Here is a 24,178-nt window from a genome sequence, read left to right on the forward strand (position 1 = left end):
GGTAAATTACCAATACTCTAACGACAACAATCCACTATGGCTTCCCAAGCTCCCGCCATGCTGGCCGGCTTTGCCATCGCCTGCGCCGTCGCGGTCTTCGCGATGGCGGCCTATGGCTTGCTGCGCTACCGCCGGCTGTATTACCAGTTGCGCCAGCGCGAAGGCTGGATGCGCGCCCTGCTGACCACCACGGTGGACGGCGTCATCACGGTGGACCGCCAGGGCGTCATCGTGGACTTCAACCGCTCGGCGGAACGCATCTTCGGCTGGCCGCGGGCGGACATCATCGGGCGCAATGTGGCGCTCCTGATGGCCGACCCCGCCTCGTCCGAACGCGAGGGCTTGCTATACCACCTGAAACGGGGCGACACCGGCGCCATCAAGAGCGACCTGGAATCGATGGGCGTGCGCCGCGATGGCAGCTGTGTGCCGATCCGCCGCGCGCTGGGCCACGCGCACAACCGGGGCCAGGATTTGTTCGTGCTGTTCATTACCGACATCAGCGAACGGCTGGCCATGACACAGGCGCTGCGCGAAAGCGAACAGCAATTCCGCTCGCTGATCAGCCATATCCCCGGCGTTTCGTTCCGCTGCCTGGCGCAACCGGGCTTTCCGCTGGTGTTTCTCAGCGATGGGGTGGAACTGGTGGCCGGCCACCCGGCGGCCGATTTCATGGGCACGGCGCCCCGCCGCACGCTGACGGAACTGATCCTGCCGGCCGATGCGCCGCGCATGGCCATCGCGCTGGCGCACAGCATCGCCACCGAGCAGCCTTACCTGATCGAATACGCGTTGCAGCACGCCGACGGCAGCATGCGCTGGATATGGGAACATGGCGCCGTGGTGCGCGATGCCGCCGGCGCGGTGCGCTGGATCGATGGCGTGATGCTGGACATCACGGAACGGCGCCGCATGGAGCAGGAATTACGCGGCGCCAAAGACAAGGCTGAACAGGCGGCCGCCGCGCGCGCCGCCTTTGTCGCCAACATGAGCCATGAAATCCGCACGCCGATGAATTCCATCCTCGGCTTCACCGACGTCTTGCTGGACGGCGCACTGCAGCCGGAACAGCGCCGCCACCTGGACACCATCCGCAGCGCTGGCCGTTCGCTGCTGCGCCTGCTCAATGAAGTGCTCGATACCGCCAAGCTGGATAAGGGCGCGGTGGAACTGGAGCTGGCCGACTACAGCCTGCTGGCGCTGGTCGACGAACTGGCGTCCACCGCCAGCGCCACCGCGCACGCCAAGGGACTGGCGCTGGACATGCACTATGCGCCGGACTTGCCGCGCCACGTCCATGGCGATGCGCTGCGCATGCGGCAAGTGCTGGGCAACCTGCTCGACAATGCCTTGAAATTCACCGCGTCCGGCAGTGTCGCACTGCATGCGGGCATCACGGACGGCTTGCTGCACCTGCAGGTGCGCGACACCGGCATCGGCATCGCCCGGGAACGCCTGGCCGCCATCTTCGATCCATTTACGCAAGCCGATGCGTCGATGACGCGCCGCTATGGCGGCACGGGGCTCGGCACCACCATCAGCAAGCAGCTGGTGGAATTGATGGGCGGGCACATCCGCGTCGACAGCGCGCCTGGCGAGGGCGCCTGCTTCCATGTGCTGTTGCCGCTGGTGCCGGCGCATGGCGAACCGGCGCCGGCCGCGCACCATGCCGGCGGCCCGTGTACGTTGCCGCCGCTGCGCGTGCTGGCGGCCGACGACGTCGCGCAAAACCTGGAATTGCTGCGCATCCTGATGGAAAAGCGGGGCCACATGGTGACCACGGTGGCCGACGGCGCCGCCTGTGTGCAACTGGCCACCCAGCACCAGTTTGACGTGATCCTGATGGACGTGCAAATGCCTGTGCTCGATGGCCTGGCGGCAACCCAGGCGATCCGCGCCGCGGAAGCGGGACTGGGCCGCCGGCGCACGCCGGTCATTGCCATGACGGCCAGCGTGCTCGATGCGCACCGCCAGGCCAGCCGCGACGCCGGCATGGATGGCTTTGCGTCAAAGCCGGTGGAATGGCATGCGCTGTCGCAGGAAATCGCCCGGGTGCTGGCGGCGCAGGGCGTTGGCGCTGCGCCAGCCTCCCCGGCTGGCCATGCGGCTGGCCACATGCCGGGCCTGGCGACGCCGCCGGTGACGCCAGCCTTCACGGCCGGCACGACCGGCACAACCATGACCGGCGCCGCTACCGGGCAGCCGCCTGTGCTGGAGCGCAGCGCCGGCCTGGCGCGCTGGGATGGCGACCTTGCCGCCTGGCGCGCCGCCCTGGGCCGCTGGGCCGATGACTACCGCGATACCGCGCGCCAGTTGCATGCGCTCGATGAAGCGGGCGACCGCGCCGCCATGGCGGCGCTGGCGCATCGCGCACGGGGCATTGCGATGAGCCTGGGCTTCGCCGCGCTGGCGCGCCTGCTGGACCAGGCCGAGCAATCGGCCACGCGCACCGACGGCACGGCAGCCTTTGCCCTGCATTCAGCACTGACGCAACTGGGTCCCGCGCTGGCCGATGCGCTTGATGCGGCGCGCAGGGAACAAGCCGGACAAGCACCCGGCGGCGTAGCTCGTGCAGCGGCAAGCGCGCCTGCCGTATTCTGCCCGCGGGAAGCCGCAACGGCGGCGCAAGCACTGGACCAAGCGCTGCGCCGTGGCGCGCTGGATGACGCCGCGCTGGCCCGGCTGCGGCAGCAAGCGCGGCACGCCGCAGCGGCGGATGCGCGCGAAGCATTGATTGCACTCGATGCGCTGGACGCCGCGCTGAACGACTTCGACTTCCCCCTTGCACAAACCCGTCTGGCCACCGCCATGGCCTCCCTCCCGCAATGTGAGCCGATAACATGAATGCCGCCCCGCAGCCGCTGATCCTGGCGGTCGATGATGAAGCCAACAACCTGCAATTGCTGCGCCATATCCTGCAAGACCACTACCGGCTGCTGTTCGCCAAGGATGGCGCGCGGGCGCTGGAACTGGCGCGGGACGAAGTGCCCGACCTGATCTTGCTGGATGTGATGATGCCCGGCATGAACGGCCACGAAACGTGCCGCGCCCTGAAAGCCGATCCCGCCACCAGCGCGATTCCCGTCATCTTCGCCACCGCGCTCAGCGATCCGGCGGATGAAGTGGCGGGCTTCGATGCGGGCGCCGTCGATTACATCACCAAACCACTGAGTCCGCCCATCGTGCGGGCCCGCGTACGCACGCATTTATCGCTGGTGCGCACCGATGAATTGCGCGAGACCCGGCTGCAAATCGTGCAGCGCCTGGGCCTGGCGGCGGAATACAAGGATAACGAGACCGGCCTGCACGTGATCCGCATGAGCCATTACGCGCGCATACTGGGACTGGCCGCGGGCCTGTCCGCAGTGGCGGCGGAAGATTTGCTGCATGCGGCGCCGATGCATGACGTCGGAAAGATCGGCATCCCGGACCGCATCCTGCAAAAGCCGGCCGCGCTGGACAAGGAAGAATGGGCGGTGATGCAATCGCACGCCGCCATCGGCGCGCACATCATCGGCGAACATCCGCATGGCATGCTGGCGCTGGCGCGCAACATCGCGCTGACGCACCACGAAAAATGGGATGGCAGCGGCTACCCGGCAGGATTACGGGAACGCGAGATTCCGCTGGAGGGGCGCATCGTGGCCATTGCCGACGTGTTCGACGCCTTGACGTCGGCGCGCCCGTACAAGGCGGCATGGCCGGTGGCGGAAGCCTGTGAATACCTACGCCAGCAAAAGGGACGGCACTTCGACCCGGAACTGGTGGACCTGTTCCTCGACAAGTTACCGGAGATGCTGGCGGTCAGGGAGAAATGGGCGGAGCGATAATCTGCCGCACGCCGGCAGCCTGCTTCAGCTCGCGGTATAGCTGCATATAGTTGTGGGCCATCTTTTCCGCTGTGAACAATTCCCAATAGCGCAACCCGGCGCGATGCCCCATTTCAGCGGCTTGCCGCGGGTTGTCCCACAGCGTGCGCATGGCTTCACGGAAGGCGCGGGGATCGCTGGGGGGCACCACCAGGCCGGTATCGCCATCGATGTTGATATAGGTGGTGCCGGTACCGATTTCGCTGGAAATCATGGGCTTGCCATACATCGCCCCTTCCAGCAGCGAGATGCCGAACGCTTCCGAGCGCAGGTGCGACGGGAACGCCAGCGCGTAGCACAATTCCAGCAGTGCGACCTTGTCTTCTTCGCCCACCGCGCCAACGAACATGACGTTCTTCAATCCCAGGCGCTGCGCATGCTGCTTCAATTCCAGCTCGATCGGGCCGGCGCCCACAATCACCACCGGATATTCCGTGTTCGCCACGGCGTCCAGCAGGATATGCAAGCCTTTGTAATAGCGCAGCACGCCAACGAACAGGAAGAACCGTTCACCGCATCGCTGGCGCCACTGTTCCTTGATTTCCGGACGCGGACGCGGATAAATCGTTTTATCCAGGCCAATCGGAATCACGCACGCCTTTTCCTGGTAGCGTGTCAGCACTGGCGACGACGCCAGGTAATTCGGCGACGTCGCGACGATCGCGCTAACGCTGCTCAGGAAGCGGCGCTTGAGCGGCGTGTACACCTTCATCAGGGCTTTCTGGCGCACGATGTCCGAGTGGTAGGTCACCACGCTGGGCTTGTCGATACGCGCCAGGAAGTGCGCCATGTCGGCAAACGGCCACGGGAAATGGTAGTGCACGACGTCCGCATCGCGCGCCAGGTGCGCCAGTTTGCGCACGGCGCCCAGCGACATGGCATTGGATGCGATTTCAAAATTCAACGGTGCGCGGTGCACCGTATGGCCTTCGAACTCCAGCTTGGCAGGACCGCTATCGCGCGTCAGGGTCAGTACATCGTTGCTGACGCCCAGGCGTCCCGTCCCCACGCAAATCTGGCGGATCACCTGCTCGATACCGCCCCACGAATCAGGATAATAAGTTTTGCAAAAATGGAGTACGCGCATAGGGACAGGGAACCATCAGGAAAGCAATTGGTTGTAAACCGCAGCCGTCTTGCGCGCGCACTCGGCCCACGTCAAGTCCAGCGCGCGCGCCTTGCCCGCGGCAATATGGCGCGCACGCAGCGCATCGTTGCGCGCCAGTTCCAGCATGGCGGCGCCAATTTCCGCCACCGACAATGGGTCCACGTCCACCGCGGCCCCCATCGTCACTTCCGGCAGTGAGGTGGTGTTCGATGTAATCACTGGCACGCCGGAGGCGAATGCTTCCGCCACCGGAATACCGAAACCTTCGTACAGCGATGGAAATACAAACACACCGGCCGCCGCATACACATGGCGCAACTGGTCGTGGCTGGTCAGGTTATCGAGCCAGATGACATTTTCGCCGTTTTGCTGCGCGGCGCGGATTTGCGCCTGCAACGCCGCACTGCGCCAGCCCGGCTGCCCCACGATCACCAGCTGGCGCTTGGCGCGCAGCACGGGCGGCAGCGCCAGGTAAGCTTCCAGTACGCGGCCCATGTTCTTGCGCGGCTGCAGCGTGCCAACCGTCAGGTAATAACCGGATTGCAAACCATACAGCGCCAGCGTGGCTTGCACATCCTCGGGCGCTGGCGCTTCCAGCCATTCTTCATCCATGCCACATGGCACCACGCTGATGCGGCGCTCGTCGACGCCAAAGCATTCCACCAGTTCGCGGATGGCGAATTGCGTATGCGCGATCACATGGTTGGCCTTGCGGGCGGCTTTCGCCTGCAGCCAGTTCTTCAGCTTGCGCAGGTGCGGGCTGCACCATTCCGGATGCTTGATGGTCAGCGCATCGTGCAAGGTGGCGACCACCATGCAGTCCATCCGCACGATGCGGTAATCCGTGGCGTGGTACAAGTCGACGTCCGGCATCTTCAGGCGCATCGCGCCCGGCAGCACCAGGTCGCGCAGGGTCGCCAGCGCGAACGCCGCCGGCAGGCGCGTCCCCGCTTCCAGCTCGATGCCGCCCGGCGCAAACGAATACGGCCGCACCGCGCAACCCTGGCGCGGCAGGCGGCGCACCAGCGCGCGGCTGTAGACGCCGATGCCGTCCAGCCGGCCGCCGTTCAGCGCCGGTTCTATGGTCGTGGTGGAGATTCCGATCCGCACGATATCAAGCCTCGTACATCCAGCGCAGCGTCTGCTCCAGCGGCGCTGGCGTGATGGCGCCAACCACGCCGGCCAGGCGGGTATTGTCCCCGACCAGGCGCACCACTTCATTGGCGCGCACGAACGCGGGATTGACACGCACCTCGATCTCATAGCCGGCGATGCGGTTCATCATGGCCAGCGCCTCGCCCAGTGAATAAGCGGTGCGCGAACTGATGTTGAACGCCTGGCCGGCGGCGGCCGGCGCCTTGTCGAGCAAGGCGCGGTAACTGGCGGCCACCAGGCGCACGTCGGAAAAATCGCGCCAGACGTGCAGGTTGCCCAGCTCGATGGCGGGCGCCTTGCGGCGGAAGTGCGCGACGATTTTTGGCAACAGGAAGTTTTCATGCTGGCCCACACCCGTGTAATTGAACGGGCGCGTGAAAATGATGGGCAGCTTGTCCATCCACAGCCGCGCCATGTATTCCATGGCCAGCTTGGAGACGGCGTAATCATTGGCCGGCGCGGGAGGCGTCTGCTCATCCAGCATCGGCACATCCGCATTGCCATAAATATTGGCGCTGGACGCGATCAGCACGGCGGTCGGCTTTTTCGGCTGGGCCGCGAGTGCTTCCAGCAGGTTGCGCGTTCCCATCACATTGACGTTGTAGAACTGCCCGATGTCGGCATGGGCGACAAAGGCAATGGCCGCCAGGTGCACCACGACGTCCGGCTGCACTTGCTCCACTGCGAAGAACACCGATGCGCGGTCGGTCAGGTCGACCGGCAGCAAGTCTTCGCTTGCGCCGTGGCCCGGCACGGTGGTGCCCACCACGCGGTAACCGGCCGCACGCAATTCGTCGGCCACATAACGGCCCGTAAACCCCGCCAGGCCGGTGACCAGCGCGGTTTTGCCTTCGCCTTCACGGCGCGGCGACAGCAATTGCAGCGTGGCGTCCATCAGAACGAGAAACCGGCCTGGTTACGGCGCAGGTCGGCGTCCACCATCATCTGGCACAGCTCTTCCAGCGTGGTTTTCGGTTCCCAGCCCAGTTCCGTCCGGGCCTTGGCCGGATCGCCGATCAGCAGTTCCACTTCGGCCGGACGGTAGAATTTTGGCGAGACGCGCACCAGCACTTTGCCGGTGTGGGCATCGTGGCCGGTTTCATGGTCGGCGCTACCCTGCCATTCGATCGCGATACCGACCGCTTTAAAGGCCATCGTCACGAAATCGCGCACCGTCTCGGTACGGTTGGTGGCCAACACGTAGGTATCCGGCTGATCCGCCTGCAGGATGCGCCACATGCCTTCCACATATTCCTTGGCAAAGCCCCAGTCGCGCTTGGCGTCCAGGTTGCCCAGTTCCAGCACTTCCAGCTTGCCCAGCTTGATCTTCGCGACCGAGTCGGTGATCTTGCGGGTCACGAATTCACGGCCGCGCAGCGGCGATTCGTGGTTGAACAAGATGCCGGACGCGCCAAAGATGCCATACGACTCGCGGTAGTTCACCGTCATCCAGTGCGCATACAGCTTGGCCACGCCATACGGGCTGCGCGGGTAGAACGGCGTGCTTTCCTTTTGCGGGATTTCCTGCACCTTGCCGAACATTTCGGAGGTGGATGCTTGGTAGAAGCGGATCTTGGGGTTAACGATGCGGATCGCTTCGAGCAGGTTGACCACACCCACGCCCGTGATTTCCGCCGTGGTGACCGGCTGCTCGAACGACACCCCGACGAAGCTTTGCGCCGCCAGGTTATAGATTTCATCGAAGCCCCCGTTTTGCAACAGGCGGATCGACGACGACAAATCCGTCAGGTCGTATTCGACCAGGTTCAGATTCGCGTGGTTTTGAATACCAAGTTCTTCAATACGCCAAAAATTGACCGAGCTGGTACGGCGATAAGTGCCAGTAACTTGATACCCTTTACTCAGCAGTAATTCAGCAAGATAGGCGCCGTCCTGGCCAGTGATGCCCGTGATGAGCGCTTTTTTGGTCTTATGCATGGTATTGAATGAATGACAAACAAACGGAATAGCCAGATATTGTAACAGAGACCCCAACGCGTCCCGCCAGCACGCCAGACGCATTACAGAAATTACATATTGTTACAGAGAAAGAAAAACCCCGGCACGAAGCCGGGGTCTGTGCGCTGCAGCAATTTTAACCGCTAATGGCGTCCTTACGCCGCACCGCTCTTACGCTGCGCCACAGCATCGACCACGCACAGCGCCGTCATGTTGACGATACGGCGCACCGTCGCGGACGGGGTCAGGATGTGCACCGGCGCCGCGCAACCCAGCAGGATCGGGCCAATCGCGATACCGTTGCCGGCGGCGGTCTTGACCAGGTTGTAGGAGATATTGGCGGCATCGATGTTCGGCATCACCAGCAGGTTGGCATCCTGCTGCAGGTACGAATCCGGCATGATTTTCTTGCGCAGTTTCGAATCGAGCGCGGTGTCGCCATGCATCTCGCCGTCGACTTCCAGTTCCGGCGCCTGTTCACGCACCAGCGCCAGCGCCTTGCGCATTTTTTGCGCGGATTCGCTGTTGGACGAGCCGAAGTTCGAGTGCGACAGCAGCGCGGCGCGCGGCACCATGCCGAAGCGGCGCATTTCGTCCGCCGCCATCACCGTCATGTCCGCCAACTGTTCCGCCGTCGGGTTTTCATTGACGTGGGTGTCGAGGATGGCCAGTTGGCGCTCCGGCAGCACCAGCACGTTCATCGCGGCATACACGTTGGCGCCCGGCTTCTTGCCCAGAACCTGGTCGATGTATTTCAAGTGCAGGTCGGTGGTGCCGAAGGTGCCGCAGATCATGCCGTCGGCATCGCCCTTCTTGATCATCATGGCGCCGATCAGCGAGTGGCGGCGGCGCATTTCCAGGCGCGCATATTCCTGCGTCACGCCCTTGCGGCTGGTTTCCTTGTAATACTCTTGCCAGTAATCGCGGTAACGCTCGTCGTAATCCGGGTTGATGACGTCGTAATCGACGCCCTGGCGCAGGCGCAGGCCGAATTTTTGCACGCGCGATTCCAGCACGGCCGGACGGCCCACCAGGATCGGACGGGCCAGGCGTTCATCGACCACCACTTGCACCGCGCGCAGCACGCGCTCTTCTTCGCCTTCCGCATACACGATGCGCTTCAGTTCGGCCGGGGTCTGTTTCGCCACCGTGAAGATCGGCTTCATGAAGGTGCCGGAACGGTAGACGAATTGCTGCAGGTGATCCGCATAGGCGTCCAGGTCCTTGATCGGACGGGTCGCCACGCCGGACTCCAATGCCGCTTGCGCCACGGCCGGTGCAATCTTGGTCAGCAGGCGCGGATCGAACGGCATCGGGATCAGGTATTCCGGACCGAACGACAGGTTCTGGATGCCATAGGTGGTGGCCACGATATCCGACTGTTCGGCATGCGCCAAGTCGGCAATCGCGTGCACCACGGCGATTTCCATTTCACGGGTGATCGTGGTGGCGCCGCAATCGAGTGCGCCACGGAAGATGTACGGGAAGCACAGCACATTGTTGACCTGGTTCGGGTAATCCGAACGGCCGGTGCAAATGATGGCGTCGCCGCGCACGGCCTTGACGTCTTCCGGCAGGATTTCCGGATTCGGATTGGCCAGCGCCAGGATGATCGGGTTCGGCGCCATTTGCTTGACCATGTCCTGCTTCAGCACGCCGCCAGCCGACAAACCCAGGAAAATGTCCGCACCAGCGATGCATTCGCCCAGCGTCCGGGCGCTGGTCTCGCGGGCAAAACGTTCCTTGTCCGGGTCCATCAGCTCGGTGCGGCCTTTGTAGACCACGCCGGCCAGGTCGGTCACCGTAATGTTTTCAATCGGGAAGCCCAGGTCCACCACCAGGTCCAGGCAAGCCAGCGCCGCGGCGCCCGCGCCGGACACCACCAGCTTGCATTCCTTGATGTTCTTGCCAACGACTTTGATGCCGTTCAGGATCGCCGCGCCGACGATGATCGCGGTGCCGTGCTGGTCGTCATGGAAGACCGGAATCTTCATGCGGTCGCGCAGCTGGCGCTCGATGTAGAAGCACTCCGGCGCCTTGATGTCTTCCAGGTTGACGCCGCCAAAGGTCGGTTCCAGCGATGCGATGATGTCGCACAGCTTGTCCGGATCCATTTCATTGATTTCGATGTCGAATACATCGATGCCGGCGAACTTTTTAAATAGCACCCCCTTGCCTTCCATCACAGGCTTCGCCGCCAGCGGGCCGATATTGCCCAGGCCGAGCACAGCCGTACCATTGGTAATCACTGCTACCAGGTTGCCGCGGGAAGTGTACTTGTAGGAATTAGCGGGATCGACAACGATCTCTTCGCAAGGGGCTGCTACGCCGGGGGAGTAGGCCAGCGCCAGGTCGCGCTGATTGGTGAGGGTTTTGGTGGGGGTGACGCTGATCTTACCGGGTTTGGGACATTCGTGATACTCAAGTGCGGCTTGTCGCAATTGCTGACGAATTTCCTCTTTCTTATCAGATGACGAGTCCATGCTGATGCGGCCTTCCTATTTGTCTATCGGAAAGGCCAAATTTTAGCAGAGGGCTACTTCTAATTCCCTAGGTATTTTCACCAACTCCGGGCGAAAAACTATTGACTTAAAGGTTATAATAGATTTCTTATATGTTGACGCATTCCTTAATATCGTAAACATATATCCACCGCGGTTTTATCGCGAAAATTGCATTAATAAAATATGTTGTTTCATATAATCGGTCGCAAAAACAGCAGGGATTTCACCTTGCTGTTCTTGCTGGACATGCGCGCCACACAGGCATAGACTGATTCCATTGCCTTCTTAGAAAGGGACGCAATGAGCTACCTGTTCTGGCACCGCTGCTTCCGCTATTCCCGCCTGCTGTTTCCCCTGACTTTTATCCTGTTGCTGTTCGTCCCGCAAGGCACCGGCATCGCCGCCATCCTGGCCGCCACGTCCGTCGCCTCGGCCATGCTGTGGCAATACAGTGAACGCCGCAGCCACCGCCCCAACGTCAACTACGCGCCGATGCAACTCGAAGACGAACACCATGCGTAACAACAACGCGGCGGGCATGGCGGCGGCCATCGCCATCGGCGCGGTTTTTGCGCTGGTTGCGGCGCCATTGGGCGGCATGGTGTTCCTGGCCGTGCTGGTGCTGGCCATCGCGGCGCTGTCGTTCTGCGTCTGGGCGCTGGTGCGCAACAGCCGCGGTGGATATGGAGGCGGTGATAGCGGCGGCGCCGGCGCCGGCCATGACGATGGCATGCCGTCGTACCTGGCCACCAGTACTTATCTGGACAGCGTCTCTTCCGGTTCGGATGACGGCCAGCGCGGTTGCCGCTTTGATGCGGCAGCTGACAGTTCGTCCGGTTTCAGCGACAGCGGAAGTTCAGGCGGCGATTGCGGCAGCAGTTCCAGCGACAGCGGCGGCGGCGGCGGCGATTAAGCCGGCGCGCGGTTTCGGTACAATGCCGCATGCTCTCCGAATTCGACCTCATCACTGAATACTTTGTCCGTTCCCGCCCCGGCACCGCGGTGCTGGGCATCGGCGACGATTGCGCCCTGCTGGCGCCCACACCAGGCATGCAAACCGCCATTTCATCGGACATGCTGGTCGAAGGCCGCCATTTCTTTGCGGGTGAAGACCCGCTGCGGCTGGGCCATAAATGCCTGGCCGTGAACCTGTCCGACCTGGCGGCGATGGGCGCCAAACCCACGGGTTTCACCCTGGCGCTGGCGCTGCCGGCCGCCGACCGCGCGTGGCTGCGCGGCTTTTCGCAAGGACTGTTTGCGCTGGCCGATCATCACGGCTGCGAACTGATCGGCGGCGATACCACCAAAGGCCCGCTCACTATCTGCATCACGATTTTCGGCGAAGTAGCGCCCGGGCATGCGCTGCGGCGCGATGCGGCGCAGCCGGGCGACGATATCTGGATTTCCGGCACCCTGGGCGATGCCCGCCTGGCGCTGGCCGGCTATAACAATGAACTGGTGCTGACCGCCGGCGAACAGGACGCGGCCGGCGCCCGCATGCACCTGCCAACGCCGCGCGTGGCGCTGGGCATGCTGCTGGCGTCGCAGCGGCTGGCCCGCGCCGCGCTCGATATCTCCGACGGGCTGGTGGGCGACCTCGGGCATATCCTGAAAAAATCGCAAGTGGGCGCCACGCTCGATGTGGATGCGCTGCCTTGCGGTCCGGTGCTGGCCACCAAGGACCGCGACTTGCGGCGGCGCTTCATGGCGGCGGGCGGCGATGATTACGAATTGTGCTTCACCGCGCCGGTGTCATCGCGCGAGGCGATCATCGCGGCGGGTGCGCAATGCGGCACGGCGGTAACACGGGTCGGCGTCATCGAAGCGGCGCCAGGGCTGCGGCTCGTGGATGGTAATGGGGCTGAGCTGGCATTGCGGCTGCAAGGATTCGACCACTTTGCCGGCACGGCGGCTTTGTAAAAGCCGCCCTACGGAGTTCAGGCCGCCGTCCATAAACAGTGCCTGCGGAAGCCGCCAAACTATGCCAGCGCAGTGTGATCCTGGTCTGGATCCCCGACACGGCGGCCGGTCCCATGCATCAGCCAATAATGATGGAACGCCAGCCGGACGTTATCGCGCAACTGCGTGTCATCCCATGGCTTGGTATAAAAGCGGTAAATCGCGCCCCGGTTGATCGAATCGAGCACCGATTCCACACCGGTATAGCCGGACAGGATGATGCGGATCGTGTCCGGGTACATTTCCTTGACCTTGCTGAGAAATTCCGTGCCGCTCATGATCGGCATGCGCTGGTCGCACAGGATCACTTGTACCGGGTATAAAGCCAGCAATTCAAACCCTTCGGCCGGCGACACGGCCGTCAGGATGCGGTAGCCATCGCGCCGGAACAGCCGGTGCAGCGACGACAGCACATTGACATCGTCGTCCACGATCAGCAGGGTTTGCTGCGGCTCACCCGACTGGTTCGGGTCCGGCGGCAAGCCCTTGCCCGCTTCCACCAATTGCCCCAGTTCGGCCGGTGGCAGCGGGCGGCTGAAGAAGAAGCCCTGGATTTCATCGCAGCGGTTGCGCCGCAGGTATTCCAGCTGCGCGCGCGCTTCCACCCCTTCCGCAATCACGCGCAATTTGAGGCTGTGCGCCATGCTGATAATGGCCACGGCAATCGCGGCATCGTTGGGATTGGTCGTGATGTCGCGCACGAACGCGATATCGATTTTCAGCTTGTCGATCGGGAAGCGCTGCAAATACGCGAGGCTGGAATAACCGGTGCCGAAATCGTCGATCGCGCATTTGACGCCCAGTTCCTTCAGCCGCGTCAGCACGCCGATAGTGCGTTCGGCATTCGACATCAGCGCGGTTTCCGTCAATTCCAGTTCCAGCAATTCCGCTGGCACCTTGTGACGATCCAGCGCAGTCCGGACTTCCCCCTCGAGGTCGCCCTCAATGAACTGGCGGCTCGACACATTGACCGCCACGTGCACCGGTCCCACCATCGAGCGGTTCCATGCGGCGATCTGGCGGCACGCGGTATCGATGATCCAGGCGCCGGCGCGGATGATCAGGCCGGTATCTTCCAGGATGGCCACGAACTCGGACGGATACACCAGCCCGACGCCGGGCCGCTGCCAGCGGATCAGCGCTTCCACGCCGCTGATGCGGCCCGTGGTGAGGTTGATCTTGGGTTGGTAATGCAGCACGAATTCATTGTCATCGAGTGCCCGGCGCAGCGCCATTTCCAGGTCCAGCCGCGCCAGCACCTGCACATTCATGCCGGCCGTGAAGAAGCGGTAGCCGTCACGGCCGGCCTGCTTGGCGCGCTCCATCGCGGTATCGGCATATTTGACCAGGGTTTCCGGCTCCGTTGCATCGTCCGGATACATGGCGATGCCGATCGACGCGGTCAGCGCGGCCTGGTGGCCATCGAGGTCGAATGGCGCGCGCAGCGCTTCGCGCACTTCATTGGCCACCGCCACGGCATCCTGCTGGTCGCGCGTCATGGTCAGGATCAGCCCGAACTCGTCGCCGCCCAGGCGGCCCACCGTGTCGCGGATGCGCACACATTGCACCAGCCGCGTGCTGAACTGGCGCAACAGATCATCGCCGGCCGCCGTGCCCAGCGTATCGTTGACGCCTTTGAAGCGGTCCAGTGCAATGAACAGCACGACAATGCGCCACTCCTTGTCGCGCGCCAGCTCGATCGCGTCCAGCAGCGTCTGGAAGAACAGCGTTCGGTTCGGCAATCCGGTCAGGCTGTCGTAATGCGCCATGTGGCGCAACCGTTCTTCCGCCAGGCGGCGTTCGGAGATGTCGCGCGCCACGCAAATCAGCGTGCTGCTGCCGCCGCCTTCCGTATGCACTTGCCAGTACAGTTCCACCGGCACCACCGTCAGGTCCTGGCGCGTCAATTCCTGTTCAAACAAGGCCGGCGCGCGGGCGCCCTCGCTGGCCGCATCGCGCGCTTCCCGGCTGCGCAGCGCCAGTTCGTCGCGCGAACCCAGGCCGATGCGGGTCAGGACCGGGGGCGCCATGCCGCCATGGCCCGGCACGGGATCCTGCATGGAATCGGGCGTCGGATGCAGCATCTGAGCGCGCCCGAAGCCCAGCATGCGGCAGGCGCCGTCGTTGATATCGACCAGCGCCAGCGTACCGGAATCGATCAGGAAGATCGCATCGGCGGTGGCGTCCATGGCGCTGCGGAAGCGCTGCAAGTCGGCCGTGCGTTCACGCACTGTCTGCTCCAGCAGCGCGTTATAGTGCATCGCTTCGCGGTGCATCAGCCGGACTTCCAGCATGCTGCGGATGCGCGTCAGGACTTCGATGGGATCAAACGGCTTGCTGACGAAGTCACGGGCGCCGGCTTCCAGCGCGGCCAGCTTGTGGTCCGGCTGCGCCGTCACCACCAGCACCGGCAGGTACGCATCGGTTTCCAGCGGCTTCAAGGCTTCCATGACGGCAAAGCCATCCATGCCCGGCATTTGCAGGTCGAGGATGATCAGGTCATAGCGGTTTTGTTCGTGCCACGGCGCGACCACGCGCGGGTCGGTGGTGGAGCTGACGGCGGTATAACCGGAAGAGGACAGCAGGTATTCCAGCAACTGGACATTGACCGCCTGATCATCAACTATCAAAATCTTGGCGTTCAGGATGTCCGCTGGCGTAATCATGTACCTACCTTGCTTGCCTTATTTTGTGCGAGATACACCACCGTACTGTTGATGGCGTCCGTGAATTCATCAATGTTGATCGGTTTGATGAGGTAACGGAAGAATCCTGCCGCAATTCCTTTTTCCACGTCGCGCGGCATGGCATTGGCCGTCAGCGCGATCACGGGAATGTGGCTGGTGCGGGGATCGGCTTTCAGCAATTTCAGCGCATCAATCCCGTTCACGCCCGGCAAATTGATATCCATGAGGATGATGTCCGGCTGGTGCGCGCGCGCCAGCTCGATGCCGAGATGGCCATCCGGCGCCGCCACCAGTTGCAAATCAGGCCGGAAGCTGATGATTTCCTGGACCAGCTTGAGGTTGGCCGGATTGTCCTCGACATACAGCAAGGTGGTGGGACGCGTCGGCATCGGTCCGTCGGTCGGCATCGCATCGGCAATCGCCTGCCCCACTTCCGGCAACAGGCGCAACGGTTCGGCCGCCCGCAGCTCGATCCAGAACATGCTGCCCACGCCCTGGCTGCTGGACACGCCGATCACGCCGCCCATCAGTTCCACCAGCCGCTTGGTCACCACCAGGCCGATGCCGGTGCCCTCTTCGCCACCGGTTTCCTGGCCCAGGCGGTTGAACGGCTGGAACAGTTGGGCGATCTGTTCCGGCTTCAAGCCCATGCCGGTGTCCTGGACGGACAAGCGCGCCATATCGGGCGCCTGCATCGAACAGTCGACCACCACGGCGCCGCCTTCGCGGTTGTACTTGATGGCGTTGGACAGCAGGTTGAGCAGGATTTGCTTGAGGCGCGTGCGGTCGGCCGCGACGTTGATATTGCACGCCGGAGGGAACAGCAGGCGGATGCCGCGGTTGCCGGCCAGCGGCGCCGTCATGGTCTGGCATTCCTGCAGGATTTCACCCAGGTCGACCGGCTCCATCGACAGCGCCACCGCGCCCGATTCAATCTTGGCCAGGTCGAGGATTTCATTAATCAGGGTCAGCAAGTGCCGGCCCGACTTCAAAATATGATTGGCGAATTCTTTTTTCTGCACCAGGGTCGAGGGCAGCTTGTCCGAAGTGAGGATTTGCGCGAAACCGAGGATGGCGTTGAGCGGCGTGCGCAATTCATGGCTCATCGATGACAGGAACGCGGACTTGGCCTGGTTGGCGCTCTTGGCTTCTTCCATCGCCATCGCCAGTTCGCCATTGATGGCTTCCAGCTGCAGCGTGCGTTCATGCACCCGCTCTTCCAGCGCCTCGTTCAGGCGCATGACTTCATGCTGCGCTTCGGCGCGCTGTTCCGCTTCACGCGCCAGTTCCAGGTTGGATGCTTCGAGTTCCTGCTTGCGCGCGCCCAGTTCCCTGGCGCGCGTCTCGATTTCACTGAGCATGGTGTTGAACGATTCCACCAGCTGCGCCACTTCATCTTCACTGGTGCGGGCGGCGCGGCGCGAATAGTCGCCGGTGGCAATCACGTCGCGCGCGACGTCGCGGATGTCGAGGATCGGACGGGTGATGATGAAGTCCGTGCGGCTCATGATCAGGTAAGCGATCAGCATGGCCGGCAAGATCACCAGCAAGGCGATGGTGAGGTAATCGCCGATGCGGCCCACCATTTCATATTCGGCCCGCAGGTACACGGTGCCCAGGGTTTCGCCATTGTCGACGATACGCCGGAACAAGGTCAGTTTACCCGCTTCATAACGCACCCCCTCTTCCTCCACGCCAGTGGGGAAATGGTCATCCTGGCCAGGCGCCACATAGCTGGCAAACAGTTTGCCTTTGGCATTGAAAATCGCACCGGCGTTGACTTTGGGGCGCAGCCGCAGCAGCGCCAGGGTTTCCTTGGCCAGGCGCTGGTCATCGAACGCCAGCGCGGCGGTGGACATGTGGCCGACCAGTTCGGCCTGTGTCGCCATGTCGGACGTCACACTCTGGTGGTAGGCGCGCAAGTCGTAGACGACGATGGTGGCCAGCGAGACCAGCAGCGCCACCAGCGTCGACAGCATCACCACGCCCAGGAGTTTTTGCCGCAATGAGCGCAAGGCAATCATGAGGCCCCCGTATTCACGCGGTAAGCCGCCGACAGCATACGTGCACTGATGCGCAGGCGCGCCGTCGCTGCGGGCTTGAGCGCGACTTCGAAGCGCAGCCGGTCATCGGCCACCACAAAATTGATGATGCTGCCGTGCGCATAGGCTTCCTCGTTGTCGGAAACAGTCAGCAGCGGCTGGTTGCGGCTGGCGTTCATGACGTCGGCCAGCGCAGCTTTGTCCATGACACCAAGGAACAGGATATGCACACTGCCGGTGGCCTCCCCTTTCTTGAGTTTGCGCACCTGCAGCGGACGGCCGTTGGCGGTATGCCCCGTCACCGTGCGTTCCAGCTGCTCGGCCAGCGCATCCGCGCCCATCACGCCGATGACCACCGGGCTGTCCGGCCGGACAAAGCTGCCTTCCGGCCACTCGACAAAGCCGGCGAATTTATACAGGTAGGCCGCCTTGATCTGGCGCTCGACGGGAGTGGGCGGCTGGGCATGGGCGAAGGCGGGCAGAAATGCGGGCAAACAAGCCAGCGCCAGCAACAGGCGCCAACAATGGAACAGGTAATGCGGAGGCAGATATGCCATGGATGCTCGGCCCAGGAAACGGCAATCGGAAAATGCCCGGCAGCGAATTGCCGCATCGTCTATTGTATCGCTCCCTCAGAGTTGTGTGCACCTGTTCAGAAGTGTCTGCGTGCATGCCGGCATGCCTGTGAGCATGCCCAACAACACTTGGCTAGCGATTTGCATGTTGAACCGCGCCGCAGCGCCGGATGCGGCCGGTGGGCTAGAATGGGCGCAGCCCAACAAAGCGGAGGATCAGTGGACAAGGCAATTGAAACGCTGGCAAGCGAGGTCGGCGCAGCGCTGCAGCGCAAAGGCTGGATGCTGGCCACGGCGGAATCGTGTACCGGCGGCGGCGTGGCGCAAGCCGTGACGGAGATCGCCGGATCGTCGGCCTGGTTCGACCGTGGTTTCGTCACGTATTCCAATGCCGCCAAGACTGCCATGCTGGACGTGCCGGCGGCATTGATCGTGCAACATGGCGCCGTCAGCGCGGAAGTGGCGGCCGCCATGGCGGCCGGGGCGCAGGCCAACAGCATGGCGCTGGTGGCGCTGTCGACCACGGGGATTGCGGGACCGGGCGGGGCGGTGCCAGGCAAGCCCGTGGGCACCGTGTGGTTTGGCTGGTCGGTGGATGGTGTGGTTGATACCGAGCACCGGGTATTCGACGGCGACCGGCAGTCCGTGCGCGAACAGGCCGTCGTGCATGCGCTGCGGGGCGTCTTGCGCAGGCTGGCGTAACCTTGCGGTGCTCCTTGAAGTCTTCCTTTCGGTATCTGTTTCGCGGCTTGCCTGCGCGCTGCACCTGGCTGGCAACGCTGTGTTGCGCCGCATCGGCGCACACTGCCGGCCCGGACACCGAGCCGGTCCGCGCCACCGTGTTTGCCGCGGGCGATATAGCCGATTGCCGCGCCAGCCGCCCGGCCTATTCCGGCGCCGCGCGCACTGCCGCGCTGATTGCCGCCGGACCGGCCGACGCCACCGTCCTGACCCTGGGCGACCATGTGTATCCCGTTGCCACCCCGGCTGCGCTGCACGGCTGTTATGACGCCACATGGGGCGCCTTCCGCGCGCGCACGCGGCCGGCGCCGGGTAACCATGATTATGCGGGCGGCACGGCCGACGCGTATTACCAGTATTTCGGCGCCCAGGCCGGGCCGCCACGGCGCGGCTATTACAGTTTCGAACTGGGCAACTGGCGCCTGTATGCACTGAACAGCCATTTAAAAGGCCCCGACCATGCGGCTCAGCTGCAATGGCTGAAGGATGAACTGGCGCGCCACCCGGCCCGCTGCACGCTGGCGTACTGGCATGTGCCGCTGTACAGTTCCGGCGGCCATGCGGCCAACCACCATATGCGTGAAACCTGGCGCGTCTTGCACGCGGCGGGGGCGGAACTGGTGCTGTCCGGCCACGACCACGATTACGAACGCTTCGAACCAATGGACGCGGAGGGCCGCATCGACGTACCGCGCGGCATCCGCCAGTTCGTGGCCGGCACCGGCGGCGCCTACCTGACCCCGTTCCTGTGGCCGGAACCCGGCAGCGCCGTCCGGCTGAACGCCAGCCATGGCGTTTTGAAACTCGAATTGCTGGCCGACGGCTACCGCTGGCAATTCCTCCCTGCCGATCCCATCGGCTACATCGCGGAATTCCCCGAACCGCCCCAACAAGACAGCGGCAGCGCGCCCTGCCATTAACTGCCACACCGTGGGGTCAGGCGTGCATTGATGCGTTTTTCTGGTGGGGTCAGGCGTGCAATCGTGCATTCCTGATCCGTGCGAAACCGCGCCGATGCTGGCTCTTAGGGGAAGCAGCATCGCGGGGGCAAGATGGGTTTGACACACCAAACCCGAACCGGACCAGGGAATTCCGCCCTTATTCCCGCATTTTCAAGGCCACAACGGCCATCGTGGCCTTGAAAATGCACGATTGCACGCCTGACCCCACAGATTGAATGCACGATTGCACGCCTGACCCCATGGTGTGCTAACATATGAATATATATTCATATGTTTAAATTATGACAGCCTCCCCTGTTTCCGACGCCTCCATTGCGCAGTTGGCGGATTTGTTTCATTTACTGGGCGACCCGACCCGCTTGCGCATCGTGCTGGCGTGTCTGAAAGAACCCATCGCGGTGGGCGACATTGCCGCATCGCTGCAACTGTCCGGATCGCTGGTGTCGCACCATTTGCGCCTGCTGCGCGCGGCGCGCATCGTCAAATCGGAACGCCAGGGCAAGCAAGTCTTTTATGCCGCCGCCGACGCCCACATCAGCGGCGTCCTCCACGATATGCTCGAACACATCGCCGAACCGGACTGACACCATGGGCCACGACCACCACCACGCACACGGCCATGACCATGGCCACGATCACAGCCACGATCGTCAAGGCTGCAGCCACGGCAAGCATGCCCATGACCACGGCCACGGCCACCATCACGGGCATGGCCACGGCCATCACCACCATCATCACGGCGATCCGAACAGCCAGGGCCGCGCCTTCGCCATCGCCATTGCGCTCAATGCCATCTTTGTCGCGATCGAATTCACTTACGGTTTCCTGGCCAACTCCACCGCGCTGATGGCCGATGCCGGCCACAACCTGTCCGACGTGCTGGGCCTGGCGCTGGCGTGGGGCGCCGCGATTCTCGCCAAACGGGCGCCCAGCGCGCGCTATACCTATGGCTTGCGCAGCAGTTCCATGTTGGCGGCGCTGTTCAACGCCATGTTGCTGATGGCGGCGTGCGGCGCCATTACCTGGGAAGCCGTGCTGCAGTTGATGAACCCGACACCGGTCGCGGGCGCCACCGTGTCCGTGGTGGCGGCCATCGGCATTGCGGTCAACGGCTTTTCCGCCATGCTGTTCATGTCCGGCAGCAAGGACGACATCAATATCCGGGGCGCCTACCTGCACCTGGCGGCCGATGCCGCGATTTCACTGGGGGTGCTGCTGTCCGGCCTGGCCGTGATGGGGACCGGATGGACCTGGCTCGACCCGGCCGTCAGCCTGGCGATCGTCGCCATCATCATGGTGAGCACCTGGTCGTTGCTGAAGGAATCGCTGAAAATGGTGATGGCGGCCGTGCCGGCATCGGTCGACGCCAACGCCATCGACCACTTCCTGCGTGAACGGGACGGCGTGAGCGACGTGCACGACTTGCACATCTGGGCCATGAGCACGACGGAAACCGCGCTCACCGCCCACCTGGTGATGCCCGGCGGTTATCCGGGCGACCAGGCGATCGATGACATTGCGGCGCGCCTGAAAGCGGAATTCTCAATCCACCACTGCACGCTACAGGTGGAACTGGGCACCACCGAACATGCGTGCTGCCTGCAAAAGCATTAAGCCTACGGCTGGTCGGCTAGCCCGGCATACAGCGCCGTGCTCAAATAGCGCTCGCCAAACGATGGAATGATCGTCACGATCACTTTCCCCGCGTTTTCCGGGCGCTGCGCCACCTGCATGGCGGCCCACAAGGCCGCGCCGGACGAAATCCCCACCATCAAGCCTTCCTCCGCGGCGGCCCGGCGCGCGGTGTCGAACGCGTCGTCGTTCTTCACGCAGATCACTTCGTCGTACACGTGGGTATTCAGCACGGCAGGCACGAAGCCGGCGCCGATGCCCTGGATCGGGTGCGGCCCCTTGGTGCCTTTCGACAGCATCGGCGAGGCTTCCGGTTCCACCGCGATACACTGGAATCCCGGCTTGCGCGCCTTCAGTACTTCGCCCACGCCGGTAATGGTGCCGCCGGTGCCGACGCCGGCCACCAGGATGTCGGCGCGGCCTTCGGTATCGCGCCAGATTTCTTCGGCCGTGGTGCGGCGGTGCACGTCCGGGTTGGCTGGGTTATTAAACTGTTGCAGCATCAGGTAGCGCGGATCGGCTTCCGCCAATTCTTCCGCCTTGCGGATCGCCCCCAGCATGCCTTCACTGCCCGGCGTCAAGATCAGCTGGGCGCCATAAGCGCGCAACAGCATGCGCCGTTCGCGGCTCATGGTATCGGGCATCACCAGGGTGCAGCGGTAGCCGCGCGCGGCGCAGACCATGGCCAGCGCAATGCCGGTATTGCCGCTGGTGGGTTCGATGATGATGGAATCAGGACGGATCAGTCCCCCCGCCTCCGCCGCTTCAACCATGGACAGGCCGATGCGGTCCTTGACGCTGTGGGCGGGACTATAGAATTCGAGTTTGGCCAGGATTTGCGCCGGGGCGCCGGCGGCCAGCCGGTTGATGCGAACGAGGGGCGTATTGCCGATCAGTTCCGTGACGTCATTGGCTATTTTCATAGGGACTCCGAACGGGTGGCGGGAGTCCCTAATTTACGCGCTTTATTTCACGCCGACCAGTTCCACGTCGAAGATCAGGGCGGAATTGGGGGGAATGTCGTTGCCCATGGCACGCGAACCGTACGCCAGTTCGGCCGGGATGATCAGGGTACGCTTGCCGCCGATCTTCATGCCCTGCACGCCCTGGTCCCAGCCCTTGATGACCTGGCCACGGCCCACGGTGAATTCCAGCGGTTCGCGGCCAACCGACGAGTCAAACTTCTTGCCGCGCTGGTTCTTGGCCAGCGGACGGTACAGCCAGCCCGTGTAATTCACGCGCACGGTATTGCCGGCCAGCGCTTCCTTGCCGGCGCCGACTTTATGGTCGGTGATGATCAACTGGTCCGCCACCGGTCCGGGCTGGGCGGAACCGGCCACCACCGGCGCCGATGCGGCCGATGGCGCGGCTTCCGCCTGGGCCACGGGTTTATCCTGAGGCGCCTCGGGCGTCTGGGGAGCCTGGGCAAAAGCCTGCGCCGTGGCCGCAGCAGCGAAAACGAATGCAAACAAACTACGGGTCATGATGTAATGTTTCCTTCAAATTAAGGTGCGCGAATGATATCAAATGACTCCCCCGCCACAGCCAAACGCAAGCTTTTTTTCGCGCTGTGGCCCGATCCCGCCACCCGCGCCGCCCTGGCCCGGCTGTTGCCGCTGGTGCAGGGACGCCACATTCCGCCGGCCAAGCTGCACCTGACCCTGGCCTTCCTGGGCCAGCAGGAAGAAACGCGGCTGCCCGCGCTGCTGGCCATCCTGGAGCGCCTGACGGTGCCCGCCATGCCATTGCGGATCGACTGCTTCGGCTATTTCGCCCGGCCCCATATTGCCTGGGCAGGCATGGCGCAACCGCCGGCCGCGCTACTGGACATGCAGGCGCAATTGATGGCGGAATTGACGGCAGCCGGGTTCGATCCGGCCACCCATGGCGCCTTCAAGCCGCACGTCACGCTGGCGCGCGAGGCCAAACATGCGCCGCCCACCACCGCGTTTGAACCCGTGTTGTGGAACGTGTCCCAGGTCGCGCTGGTGGAATCCGACATGGCGAGCAGTGAATACCGGCCGCTGGCGCTGAATCCGTAGGGCGGTTTTCGCAGCGCGAAAGCCGCCCTGCATGCAGCCCCGGCGAGCCACCGCGCCACGTTACCGCACGCATGGCTACTCGGTTTCAGCCGATGGCGTCTCCTGCGGGTCCGGCGCCACCTGCGCCGCCAGCTTGCGCAGCAAATGCCCCGCAGCCACCATGCCAAACGTGGCCGTCACCACCATCGATGAACCAAAGCCCGCGCAATTGAGGCCGGTCACGCCGGTGCCACGGTCATCGCCATCGACCGAACACACTTCGCCCGACTCGGGATATTGCAGCGGCTCCATGGAAAACACGGCGTCCACATTGAACTTGTTTTTCTCGCCGCGCGGGAAACCGTAATCGCTGCGCAAGCGCCGCCGCACTTTCTTCAACAGCGGTTCCTGTTCCGTCCTGGCCAGATCGCGCACGGCGATCTTGGTCGGATCGGTCTGCCCGCCCGCGCTGCCGATAATCACCAGCGGAATCGCTTTCTGGCGGCAATAGGCGATCAGCGCTGTCTTGGCCTTGGCGCTGTCGATCGCATCCACCACGTAGTCGTAGTGGTGCGCGCCGATCATGGCGTCGAGGTTATCCGGCGTGACGAAATCCTCGACTTGCGTGACCTGGCAATATGGGTTGATTTGCGTAATGCGCTCGGCCAGCGCATGGATCTTGGCCTGGCCGATGGTGCCGGTTAATGCCTGGATCTGGCGGTTGATATTGGACTCGGCCACATTGTCGAGGTCGATCAGGGTCAGGCGGCCGATGGCGCTGCGCGCCAGCGCTTCCACGATCCACGAACCTACGCCCCCCACGCCGACCACGCACACATGGGCGTCGCGGAAGCGCTGCAGCGCGGCCTGGCCATACAGGCGGCCGATTCCGCCAAAACGGCGGTCAAAATCAATGTCTTCTGGGTTGGTTAATGCGTTCATCCCGTCATTTTAACGGACGCGC

At 63.3% G+C, this 24,178-nt stretch carries 21 protein-coding genes; 10 read left to right on the forward strand and 11 right to left on the reverse strand.

Features of this window, described 5'->3' with window-relative positions; genetic code table 11:
• The first annotated feature begins 36 nt into the window (after positions 1 to 36).
• Both AC1RRC_RS14545 and AC1RRC_RS14550 read left to right on the forward strand, forming a co-directional pair.
• Complete coding sequence (locus AC1RRC_RS14545) at positions 37 to 2,844, forward strand: PAS domain S-box protein (protein WP_493056198.1); 2,808 nt, start codon at positions 37 to 39, stop codon at positions 2,842 to 2,844.
• Positions 2,841 to 3,830, forward strand: coding sequence for a response regulator (locus tag AC1RRC_RS14550; protein WP_493056199.1), 990 nt, complete (start codon positions 2,841 to 2,843; stop codon positions 3,828 to 3,830). Before AC1RRC_RS14545 ends, AC1RRC_RS14550 begins: the two co-directional genes overlap by 4 nt.
• On the opposite strand, the gene AC1RRC_RS14555 is transcribed toward AC1RRC_RS14550, so the two are convergent.
• The 5 genes from AC1RRC_RS14555 to AC1RRC_RS14575 all read right to left on the reverse strand — a co-directional run bounded on the left by AC1RRC_RS14555 (position 3,805) and on the right by AC1RRC_RS14575 (position 10,574).
• Entirely contained in the window at positions 3,805 to 4,956 is a 1,152-nt protein-coding gene (locus AC1RRC_RS14555) for a glycosyltransferase family 4 protein (RefSeq protein WP_493056200.1), read from the reverse strand. The two genes, AC1RRC_RS14550 and AC1RRC_RS14555, sit on opposite strands and share 26 nt — an antisense overlap.
• Before the next feature lie 15 nt (positions 4,957 to 4,971).
• Positions 4,972 to 6,087 carry a glycosyltransferase family 4 protein gene (locus AC1RRC_RS14560; RefSeq protein ID WP_493056201.1) on the reverse strand — a complete coding sequence of 372 codons (1,116 nt, stop codon included), beginning with the start codon at positions 6,085 to 6,087 and terminating at the stop codon, positions 4,972 to 4,974.
• A 4-nt stretch (positions 6,088 to 6,091) separates the two neighbouring features.
• Positions 6,092 to 7,027, reverse strand: a complete 936-nt coding sequence (locus AC1RRC_RS14565) for an NAD-dependent epimerase/dehydratase family protein (RefSeq protein ID WP_493056202.1) — start codon at positions 7,025 to 7,027, stop codon at positions 6,092 to 6,094.
• Positions 7,027 to 8,070, reverse strand: coding sequence for a GDP-mannose 4,6-dehydratase (gmd, locus tag AC1RRC_RS14570; protein WP_493056203.1), 1,044 nt, complete (start codon positions 8,068 to 8,070; stop codon positions 7,027 to 7,029). The genes AC1RRC_RS14565 and gmd overlap by 1 nt, the downstream gene beginning before the upstream one ends.
• Positions 8,071 to 8,246: 176 nt before the next feature.
• On the reverse strand, positions 8,247 to 10,574 hold the full coding sequence (locus AC1RRC_RS14575; protein ID WP_493056204.1) for an NADP-dependent malic enzyme: 2,328 nt from the start codon (positions 10,572 to 10,574) through the stop codon (positions 8,247 to 8,249).
• Between the two features lie 321 nt (positions 10,575 to 10,895).
• On the opposite strand from AC1RRC_RS14575, the gene AC1RRC_RS14580 reads away from it, so the two are divergent.
• The 3 genes from AC1RRC_RS14580 to thiL are packed head-to-tail and all read left to right on the forward strand — an operon-like array spanning position 10,896 to position 12,515.
• Entirely contained in the window at positions 10,896 to 11,117 is a 222-nt protein-coding gene (locus AC1RRC_RS14580; protein WP_493056205.1) for a hypothetical protein, read from the forward strand.
• Positions 11,110 to 11,508: a hypothetical protein gene (locus AC1RRC_RS14585; protein WP_493056206.1), complete on the forward strand. Its 399-nt coding sequence runs from the start codon at positions 11,110 to 11,112 to the stop codon at positions 11,506 to 11,508. The genes AC1RRC_RS14580 and AC1RRC_RS14585 overlap by 8 nt, the downstream gene beginning before the upstream one ends.
• A 29-nt stretch (positions 11,509 to 11,537) precedes the next feature.
• Positions 11,538 to 12,515: a thiamine-phosphate kinase gene (gene thiL / locus AC1RRC_RS14590; RefSeq protein WP_493056207.1), complete on the forward strand. Its 978-nt coding sequence runs from the start codon at positions 11,538 to 11,540 to the stop codon at positions 12,513 to 12,515.
• Positions 12,516 to 12,574: 59 nt separating this feature from the next.
• On the opposite strand, the gene AC1RRC_RS14595 is transcribed toward thiL, so the two are convergent.
• The 3 genes from AC1RRC_RS14595 to AC1RRC_RS14605 are packed head-to-tail and all read right to left on the reverse strand — an operon-like array spanning position 12,575 to position 17,840.
• Complete coding sequence (locus AC1RRC_RS14595) at positions 12,575 to 15,220, reverse strand: EAL domain-containing protein (RefSeq protein ID WP_493056208.1); 2,646 nt, start codon at positions 15,218 to 15,220, stop codon at positions 12,575 to 12,577.
• Complete coding sequence (locus tag AC1RRC_RS14600) at positions 15,217 to 17,265, reverse strand: sensor histidine kinase, YfiR-like protein-associated (RefSeq protein ID WP_493056209.1); 2,049 nt, start codon at positions 17,263 to 17,265, stop codon at positions 15,217 to 15,219. The genes AC1RRC_RS14595 and AC1RRC_RS14600 overlap by 4 nt, the downstream gene beginning before the upstream one ends.
• Positions 17,262 to 17,840: a TOL_0243 family YfiR-like periplasmic protein gene (locus AC1RRC_RS14605; RefSeq protein ID WP_493056210.1), complete on the reverse strand. Its 579-nt coding sequence runs from the start codon at positions 17,838 to 17,840 to the stop codon at positions 17,262 to 17,264. Before AC1RRC_RS14605 ends, AC1RRC_RS14600 begins: the two co-directional genes overlap by 4 nt.
• Positions 17,841 to 18,047: 207 nt before the next feature.
• Between AC1RRC_RS14605 and AC1RRC_RS14610 the strand changes: the two genes are divergently transcribed.
• The 4 genes from AC1RRC_RS14610 (at position 18,048) to AC1RRC_RS14625 (ending at position 21,175) form a co-directional block, all read left to right on the forward strand.
• On the forward strand, positions 18,048 to 18,560 hold the full coding sequence (locus AC1RRC_RS14610; RefSeq protein WP_493056211.1) for a CinA family protein: 513 nt from the start codon (positions 18,048 to 18,050) through the stop codon (positions 18,558 to 18,560).
• A 14-nt stretch (positions 18,561 to 18,574) separates the two neighbouring features.
• Positions 18,575 to 19,519 carry a metallophosphoesterase family protein gene (locus tag AC1RRC_RS14615; protein WP_493056212.1) on the forward strand — a complete coding sequence of 315 codons (945 nt, stop codon included), beginning with the start codon at positions 18,575 to 18,577 and terminating at the stop codon, positions 19,517 to 19,519.
• 323 nt (positions 19,520 to 19,842) lie between these two features.
• On the forward strand, positions 19,843 to 20,145 hold the full coding sequence (locus AC1RRC_RS14620) for an ArsR/SmtB family transcription factor (RefSeq protein WP_493056213.1): 303 nt from the start codon (positions 19,843 to 19,845) through the stop codon (positions 20,143 to 20,145).
• A gap of 4 nt (positions 20,146 to 20,149) precedes the next feature.
• On the forward strand, positions 20,150 to 21,175 hold the full coding sequence (locus AC1RRC_RS14625) for a cation diffusion facilitator family transporter (RefSeq protein ID WP_493056214.1): 1,026 nt from the start codon (positions 20,150 to 20,152) through the stop codon (positions 21,173 to 21,175).
• A 2-nt stretch (positions 21,176 to 21,177) separates the two neighbouring features.
• Here AC1RRC_RS14625 and cysK read toward each other — a convergent pair whose 3' ends face one another.
• Complete coding sequence (gene cysK / locus AC1RRC_RS14630) at positions 21,178 to 22,116, reverse strand: cysteine synthase A (protein WP_493056215.1); 939 nt, start codon at positions 22,114 to 22,116, stop codon at positions 21,178 to 21,180.
• A 42-nt stretch (positions 22,117 to 22,158) separates the two neighbouring features.
• Positions 22,159 to 22,677 (reverse strand): FKBP-type peptidyl-prolyl cis-trans isomerase, encoded by a 519-nt coding sequence (locus AC1RRC_RS14635; protein ID WP_493056216.1) that lies wholly within the window; start codon positions 22,675 to 22,677, stop codon positions 22,159 to 22,161.
• 33 nt (positions 22,678 to 22,710) lie between these two features.
• On the opposite strand from AC1RRC_RS14635, the gene thpR reads away from it, so the two are divergent.
• Positions 22,711 to 23,235, forward strand: a complete 525-nt coding sequence (gene thpR, locus AC1RRC_RS14640) for an RNA 2',3'-cyclic phosphodiesterase (RefSeq protein ID WP_493056217.1) — start codon at positions 22,711 to 22,713, stop codon at positions 23,233 to 23,235.
• Between the two features lie 75 nt (positions 23,236 to 23,310).
• On the opposite strand, the gene tcdA is transcribed toward thpR, so the two are convergent.
• Entirely contained in the window at positions 23,311 to 24,156 is an 846-nt protein-coding gene (gene tcdA, locus AC1RRC_RS14645) for a tRNA cyclic N6-threonylcarbamoyladenosine(37) synthase TcdA (RefSeq protein ID WP_493056218.1), read from the reverse strand.
• Positions 24,157 to 24,178: the final 22 nt, after the last annotated feature.

It is taken from the genome of Pseudoduganella sp. GW821-FHT12E03, from assembly GCF_058807115.1.